Below are 7,671 nucleotides of genomic sequence, written 5' to 3'. Positions count from 1 at the left end.
GTCGCGCTCGGTCAGCTGGACGGCGATCAGCAGCGCCATCGCCTCGCCCACCGGCCCGTCCTGGGAGAACAGCGCGGCCACGTACTCATGGAAGTGGCCGCGGAGATGAGGGCCGCCAGCCGGGACGCCCCGCGCTTGCGCAGCGGCTTATAGGCGATCTGCTCGAGCGCGATCGCGGTGCCCGCGGAGGCGAGCATGCCGGCCAGGATCATCGCCACGATCACACCCACCAGGGCGAGGCCCGTGAGCGCCGAGTTGATGCCGAGCACGAAGGGGACGAACATCGCACCGAAGGTTCCGATCATGAACACTTCGGAATGCGCAAAGTTGATCAACCGCAGCACGCCGTACACCATGGTGTAGCCGAGTGCGATCAGAGCGTAAATCGAGCCGAAGGCCAGGCCATCGATCGTGGCCGGCCAGAACTGATTGATGAAGTCATTGAGCACTAGGGGTTACCACTTCTAGCGGGGGTCGCCTGCACTGCCGGTAGCACACCGCTCCCAGCAGTGCCTCGTGGACTCTCTGGAAGCACGCCGGGAGCGGGAACCCATCGCGGCGTTCCCGCTCCCGCGCGTCAACTACCTACTGTTCTCGAGGTCTCGACTAGCCCAGCTTGGCCTCGGAGGCCTTGCCCAGCAGCGTGATGGCGCCGTCCTTGACCTGGTACATGTAGATGTCCTTGGCCTCGACCTCACCGTTGGCCGCGAACTTGACCTGCTTGGAGACACCGGCCAGGTCAACGGTCCCGATGAAGGCGTTGATCTTGTCGGTGGTGGTGTTGCCGGCCTTGACCGCCTCGACGAAGACCGTCGCCGCGTCGTAGCCCTCGGCGGCGTAGATCGCCGGCTCGGCGCTGAAGGCGGCCTTGTAGGAGTCGGCGAAGCCCTTCACCTTGGCGTCGGTGACGTCCGGCGTGGCGATGTAGCACGGGCAGCCGACGAGGGCGCCCTCGGCGTTCGGGGCGCCGGCGCCGTCGATCAGGCCCTTGTCCAGCGAGCCGTCGCCGGAGAAGAACTTCGCGTCCTTGACGCCCTTGTCACGGAGCTGCTTGAGCAGGTTGCCGCCCGCGGCGTAGTAGCCGCCGAAGAAGAGCGCGTCCGGCTTGGCGGCCGCGACCTTGTTGACCACCGAGGAGTAGTCGCTCTCGGCCGGGTCGAGCGAGTCGTTGGTGACCTTCACGCCCTTGGTGCCGAGCTGGGTGCGGACGGCGTCGGCCAGGGGCTTGCCGTACTCCGACTTGTCGTCGATCACGAAGACGTTCTTGGCCGCGGCGGCGCCGGCGATGAAGTCCGCGATGCCGGGGCCCTGGACGCCGTCGTTCGGCAGGACCCGGTGCCAGAACTTCCAGCCGTTCTCGGCGAGCTTGGTGTTGGTCGCCGAGGCAGTGATGCTGGGGATCTCCGCCTCCTCCAGCACCGGGCCCACCTGGGCCGACTCACCCGAGAACGCCGGGCCGATCAGACCGGCGATCTTGTCGGTCTTGATGGCCTGCTGGGCCAGCGCGACGGCCTTGGAGGCGTCGCCCTGGCTGTCGTATTCGACCAGCTCGATCTTCACGGCCGGGTTGGTCTTGTTGTACTCGTCGATGACGAGCTTCGCGCCGTTCCTGGGCGGAATGACGATGCCGGCGTTGGGACCGGTCAGGTCGCCCATGAAGCCGATCTTGACGGTGCTGGGAGCGGCAGCGTTGGAGCCGCCGTCCGCCGGCTTGGCCTCCGTGCCGCCGTCACCACAGGCAGCGAGACCGAGGGTGAGCGCCACACCGGCAGCGAGCACTCCACCGAGGCGAGCAGTCTTAGGCCGCAAGGTTGCCTTCCTTTCGCCCGGTCCCGCATCAGGACCGGGTTCACAGATGCCCTCCCCTGACGGAGTGGCCAGGGGGTCGTGTCGGTTAGTACAGCCAGCGCATGTCACGGGTCGATACAGGAGGGGCCCCCGTTACCATTTCGTTACAGCACCGATTCTTTTCGGCTATCACCGACAAAAGCCATGGTCACCGCCTGACTACCGCCCGCAGATGATCACTCCGGGTACGCGAAAGCCCACGCACCCCCTTGACTCACGGGAATGCGCGGGCTTATCGACGGGAAGATCCTCCCCGTACGGCGCGGCGAGACGTCGGCGGGACAGGTCCCTCAGGCACCCTCCCCCTCAACCGGACCAGGCGTCCCGTCGACCACGATCTGCGCCACCTGACGCATGCTCAACCGGCGGTCCATCGACGCCTTCTGGATCCACCGGAACGCCTGCGGCTCGCTCCACCCGTGCTGCTCCATGAGCCGCCCCTTGGCCCGCTCCACCAGCTTGCGGGTCTCCAGCCGCTCGGAGAGCGTGCCCACCTCCCGCTCCAGCGCCGCGATCTCCTCGTGCCTGCTGACCGCCATCTCGATCGCCGGCACCAGATCCGACTTGGTGAACGGCTTCACCAGATACGCCATCGCCCCGGCGTCCCGGGCCCGCTCCACCAGATCCCGCTGCGAGAAGGCGGTCAGGATCAGGCACGGCGCGATCCGCTGCGACACGATCTGCTCGGCGGCCGAGATCCCGTCCAGGATGGGCATCTTCACATCCAGGATCACCAGATCCGGCCGCGTCTCCAGCGCCAGTTTGACCGCGGTCTCCCCGTCCCCGGCCTCACCGACGACGGCGTAGCCGTCCTCTTCCAGCATCTCCTTGAGATCGAGGCGGATCAGCGCCTCGTCTTCCGCGATCACCACTCGCCGCTGCGTACTCACGAGCAAGAGAGTACCGATGTCCGCTAGATTAGGACCACGCCGGTGCCCGACACTGATCCAGTTCTGGGTAGGCTCGCAGCCTGCACGTCAGTTCTGGACAGGTCCGGAAATACGCCCCGATATCCCAACGGCAGAGGAAATGGTCTCAAACACCATCTAGTGTGGGTTCGAATCCCACTCGGGGCACCTCACAACCGCTCGGCCGGGCAGCCGGGCGGTTTGTCGTATCCACCGGCGGAACCCTCCTCCACCGGCGAGACTCTCCGCACTCTCCGCACTCTCCGCGCGCGGACGCCCCCGCAGGCCGGCGGGGCCGGGGCCCGATGATCCGACGGGGTACGGGAGAAGGAGACGGCGATCGAGTAGGTTGCCGGAGACGGACGGATCGGGAGTTGACGGCATGGGTGATCGGTGAGCCACGTCGCGGAGGGGCGCGGCGGCATCCCGGTGAGCTTCCCCGCCGAGCTCCGGCTGAGCGGGCACGGCCTGGTGCTGCGGGAGTGGCACGACGAGGACCTGGCGGCGATGGTGGGGCTGTTCGACGACCCGGACGTGGCCTACTGGACGCCGCTGGTCTCGCCGTTCGACCTGAACGCCGCGCGGGTCTATCTCAAGCGGGCGCGGGAGAGACGGGCCGCGGGGCAGCGGGTCCAGCTGGCCATCACGGCCGACGGCGGTGAGCCGCTGGGCGAGGTCCTGCTCATGCTGACCGGAGCCGACCTGGACGTCGCGGAGATCGGTTACGTCGTGGGGGCGGCGCACCGGAGACGGGGGCTGGCGTCGCGGGCGGTGCGGGTGATGACGGACTTCGCCCGTGACACGGTGGGCGTCGTCCAACTGCTGCTGGAGATAGAGACGGGCAACGCCGCGAGCGCGGCGGTCGCCCGCGCGGCGGGATACCGCCTGACGGACGTGCCGCCGATCGCCGGGGAGGACAAGGGACGTCGGCTGTCGCTGTGGACGTGGGCCTACGACCACGTCTAGCGACGCGGGCGGCCCACGGCCCGCCGACGCCGTACGGGGCTGAGAGTCACCGTGTGGCCCCTGGGGGCCGCCGTGGCCGCACGAGGCCCGGACGGGACCGCGGCCGGCGCCCGGCGCGGCTGAGTCCCGCAGAATGCGTGCGGCGCGACCGAGTCCCGCAGGGCGCCTGCGGCGCAGTGGAGTCCCGCAGGGCGCGGGTGGCGCCCCGGTCCCGGTGGCCGACGCAGACCCGCCACCGGGACCGGAGTGATCCGGTGCCCCCGGAGACCACATGGGGACCGAGAGCACCGATTACCCCGGAATCATCACGGGAAACGGGGACCGTGTCGAGTCCGCGGCCAGGGCCCGGTGTGACGGAGGCCCGGCGGCGGCGCGGGGGCGGTCAGGCGGAGCGGTCAGACGGGGTGGGCGACGGCCGCGCCGATGGTGTGGACCCGCAGGGCGTTGGTGGAGCCGGCCGTGCCGGGGGGCGAGCCGGCGACGATGACGACCTTGTCGCCCTTCTCCAGGCGCGCGTTGGCCAGCAGGGACGCCTCGACCTGGCGGACCATGTCGTCGGTGTGGTGGACGAACGGCACCTCGAAGGTCTCCACGCCCCAGGTCAGCGCGAGCTGGCAGCGGACGTGCGGGGAGGAGGTGAAGGCCAGCAGCGGGATCGGCGAGCGGTAGCGCGCCAGGCGTCGGGCGGTCTCTCCGGACATGGTGAAGGCGACCAGGGCCTTGGCTCCGACGATGGCACCGACCTCGGCCGCGGCACGGGCGATGGCGCCGCCGGTGGTCTCCGGCAGCCGGTCGAGGCTGTGGGTGGCCTGCAGCGAGGTCTTCTCCGCCGCGGTCGCGATGCGGCTCATGGTCTGCACGGCCTCGATGGGGTAGTTGCCGACCGAGGTCTCGCCGGAGAGCATGACCGCGTCGGCGCCGTCCATGACGGCGTAGGCGACGTCGGAGGCCTCGGCGCGGGTCGGGCGGGGCGCGCTGATCATCGAGTCGAGCATCTGGGTGGCGACGATGACCGGGCGGGCCTTCTCGCGGCAGAGCTCGATGGCGCGCTTCTGCACGATCGGCACATCTTCGAGGGGCAGCTCGACGCCGAGGTCGCCGCGGGCGACCATGATGCCGTCGAAGGCTTCGATGATCTCGGGCAGCCGCTCCACGGCCTGCGGCTTCTCGATCTTGGCGAGCAGCGGGAGGCGGACGGCCTCCTGCTCCATGATGTTGCGCACCACGTCGGCGTCGGAAGGACGGCGGACGAAGGAGAGCGCGATGAGGTCGAAGCCGGTGCGCAGGGCCCAGCGCAGGTCGGTCTCGTCCTTGTCGGTGAGGGCCGGGGCGCTGACGTTGACGCCAGGCAGGTTGAGGCCCTTGTTGTCGGAGATCATGCCGCCGATGATCACGCGGGTGGTGATGCGCTGGCCGTCGACCCTGGTCACCTCCAGGTGGACGCGGCCGTCGTCGACGAGGATGCTGTCGCCCGGGCGGACGTCCTTGGGCAGGCCGAGGTAGGTCGTGGAGACCTGCTCGCGGTCGCCGGGGACCTCTTCGGTGGTGATGGTGAAGACGTCACCGAAGCCGAGGCGGACCGGGCCCTCCTCGAACTTGCCCACCCGGATCTTGGGGCCCTGCAGGTCGGCCAGCACGCCTACGCCGCGGCCGAGCTCGGCGGCGGCCTCCCGCACCCTGTCGTAGACCTCCTTGTGCAGCTCGTGGCTGCCGTGGCTGAGGTTGAAACGGGCCACGTCCATGCCCGCGGCGATGAGCTCGCGGAGGCGTTCGGGAGAGGAGGTGGCAGGGCCGAGAGTGCAGACGATTTTCGCGCGACGGGTCACGGGTCCCACCCTAATTGGTACAGACCACTTGGTTGTTACGTTGGCCGTAGCACCGGTGAAAAACTCGGTGACATTACGCTACCTCCGGTCACCGGTGGTCGGCGAATCGGCCTGCGGGGTTCTCATCGGATCTTCACGGGCCGCCAAGGGGTGTCGAGGGGGCCTCCGAGGGTGGGCCCGTGGATGTGCGGCCGGAGCCACGGCGGTCGAGACGGGCGCTGGTCACGGCGTGCGCGCCGGGCGGGGTGGGTGCTGTGGGGTGGCCGGTGGGCGCCGCACGGCGGGCGTCACCGGGTGACGGTGGCGGCCTTGGCGGCGTTGACGATGCCCCGGCCGTAGAAGCCGTTGCGGGACTTGGCGCCCTGGCAGGTCTGGGAGATCTTCTGGTCCTTGATGCGGTAGACGTACTTGCGCGGCGAGGGACAGGCGTGCTTGGTGGCGGTGGCGTAGAGCAGGCGCTCGACCTCGGCGGGGGGCATGCTGAGGCCGCCCTTGCCGGGCCTGCCGAAACGGCTGATGAGGATGGCGGCGACGCCGGTGGCGTGCGGGGCGGCCATGGAGGTGCCCGCGAGATACTGGTAGTAGGCGCAGGTGCCGTCGTGGCAGTCGCGGACCACCGAGCGGTTCTTGGGAGTGCCGTCGCGGCTGATCAGGCCCTCGGCACGGAGCACGTTCTCGGGCGCGGCGGCCAGGACGGTCCGGGTGACGTCGGATCCGCCGGTGCCGTCATACTCGTCGCCGCCGGGGGCCGCCAGGTCCGTCTGCTCGACGCCGTAGTCGGAGTAGTAGGCCTTGCGCTTGCTGACGCCGACCGCCGCCACCGAAATGACGCCCTTGGACTCGGAGGGGACGCTGAGGCAGGAGTTGTCGATCTCGCGGACGCGCGCGGAGTCGGCCGGGTGGTCGGGGCTGGACATGTCGTAGCGGGGCCTGCCGAGGTCGATGAGGTCGTTGCCGAGGGCGCTGATGAGGGTGACACCGCGCTTGCGGGCGTAGTCCAGCGCGCGCTGCATGCCGATGACGACCCCGCGCTGTTCGAGCTGCTCGGCCTTGGAGTCGGCCGGGTTGGCCTTGCAGTTGAACAGCCAGGGGTCGATGTAGTAGCTCATGTTGACCACGTCGATGCCCGCGTCGGCGGCGTAGGTGAGCGCGTCGATGCTGGGTTTGAGGAAGAACATGCCGGAGTCCTGGCCGGCGCGCAGGTTGACCAGGGAGACCTGGGGGGCGACGCCGGCGACGCCCAGGCCGTTGATCGGCGAGGCGACCGTGCTGGCGACGTGGGTGCCGTGGCCGTCGTCGTCCCAGTCGGCCGGGTCCTTGCATCCCTTGAACTCGCAGGGCCCGTCGAAGGTCTCCCCCTTGGAGTCGGTGGGCCGGTCGGTCACGAAGTTGCGGCTCAGCGCGCGGTTGAAGTTCGGCGCGATGTCGGGGTGCCTGCCGTCTATGCCGGTGTCGATGATGCCCACGAGCACTTTCCTGCTGCCGCGCGCGGTGGCGTAGGAGCCGTCGGGGGTGGCGCCGATCATCTTCATGTCCCACTGCCGCCCGGCCAGCGGCTCGCCCCCGGAGGACAGCTCGACCTCCCGGATGTCGGAGGCGTTCGCGCGGGTGGCGGGGGCGGCGGCGGGTGCCGCCGTCGCGGAGCCGATCCTGCGGTCGGAGGAGACGCCCGCTACGGCGTCGCTACCGGCGAGGCTCTCGACGAAACGGGCGCCGGGACCGCGGGCGACGACGTAGCCGAGCCTGGGCTCGGTGGACAGCGCGGTGCCACCACCCACCCTGATGGCCTCCACCGCCCGGTCCCGGGCGCCGTCGGCGTAGAAGACCAGGTAGTCACCGAGCTGTCCGGTGGCGGCGGACGCCCCGCCGGTCGGGGGGATCGCCGTGAGGGTGCCGGCCAGAGCCACCACCGTCGCCGCGCTGGTCAGGCGACTGCTCCACCGACTCATATATCCCCCATATTCACCTAGATAAGGATGAATAATATTTCAGGGATATATCCGGCGCAGCAACTCGCACACTGATCCCCCCGGTGTTCCCGGACCGGCTGCTGCCCGAGCAGCTCGGCTATGAGAAGTCGCTGCTGGCGGCCCTGGACGCGGAGCGGCAGGGGGAGCTGGCCG

The 7,671-nt window shown here is 69.6% G+C and carries 6 protein-coding genes and 1 tRNA gene; 2 read left to right on the top strand and 5 right to left on the bottom strand.

Annotated elements, in window-relative coordinates; genetic code table 11:
- Positions 1-26: 26 nt before the first annotated feature.
- From ACWDS7_RS44560 to ACWDS7_RS44550, 3 genes are all read right to left on the bottom strand, one after another.
- A complete protein-coding gene (locus ACWDS7_RS44560) occupies positions 27-449 on the bottom strand; it encodes an ABC transporter permease subunit (RefSeq protein ID WP_451934225.1) in 423 nt (140 codons plus the stop codon).
- A gap of 157 nt (positions 450-606) precedes the next feature.
- Positions 607-1,779, bottom strand: coding sequence for a branched-chain amino acid ABC transporter substrate-binding protein (locus tag ACWDS7_RS44555; RefSeq protein ID WP_306857893.1), 1,173 nt, complete (start codon positions 1,777-1,779; stop codon positions 607-609).
- A 359-nt stretch (positions 1,780-2,138) separates the two neighbouring features.
- Positions 2,139-2,738 carry an ANTAR domain-containing response regulator gene (locus ACWDS7_RS44550; RefSeq protein ID WP_451934224.1) on the bottom strand — a complete coding sequence of 200 codons (600 nt, stop codon included), beginning with the start codon at positions 2,736-2,738 and terminating at the stop codon, positions 2,139-2,141.
- 113 nt (positions 2,739-2,851) lie between these two features.
- On the opposite strand from ACWDS7_RS44550, the gene ACWDS7_RS44545 reads away from it, so the two are divergent.
- Both ACWDS7_RS44545 and ACWDS7_RS44540 read left to right on the top strand, forming a co-directional pair.
- Positions 2,852-2,924, top strand: a tRNA-Leu gene (locus ACWDS7_RS44545).
- A 225-nt stretch (positions 2,925-3,149) separates the two neighbouring features.
- On the top strand, positions 3,150-3,722 hold the full coding sequence (locus tag ACWDS7_RS44540; RefSeq protein WP_451934223.1) for a GNAT family N-acetyltransferase: 573 nt from the start codon (positions 3,150-3,152) through the stop codon (positions 3,720-3,722).
- Positions 3,723-4,117: 395 nt separating this feature from the next.
- Here the strand turns inward: ACWDS7_RS44540 and pyk are convergent, their stop codons facing one another.
- Entirely contained in the window at positions 4,118-5,548 is a 1,431-nt protein-coding gene (gene pyk / locus ACWDS7_RS44535) for a pyruvate kinase (RefSeq protein WP_306857889.1), read from the bottom strand.
- A 287-nt stretch (positions 5,549-5,835) separates the two neighbouring features.
- On the bottom strand, positions 5,836-7,497 hold the full coding sequence (locus ACWDS7_RS44530) for a S8 family peptidase (protein ID WP_451934222.1): 1,662 nt from the start codon (positions 7,495-7,497) through the stop codon (positions 5,836-5,838).
- Positions 7,498-7,671 lie beyond the last annotated feature (174 nt).

This window comes from Streptosporangium sp. NPDC003464 (assembly GCF_053588315.1).
Note: the sequence above shows the minus strand (reverse complement) of the source record. Positions and strands in the feature narration are given on the sequence as shown.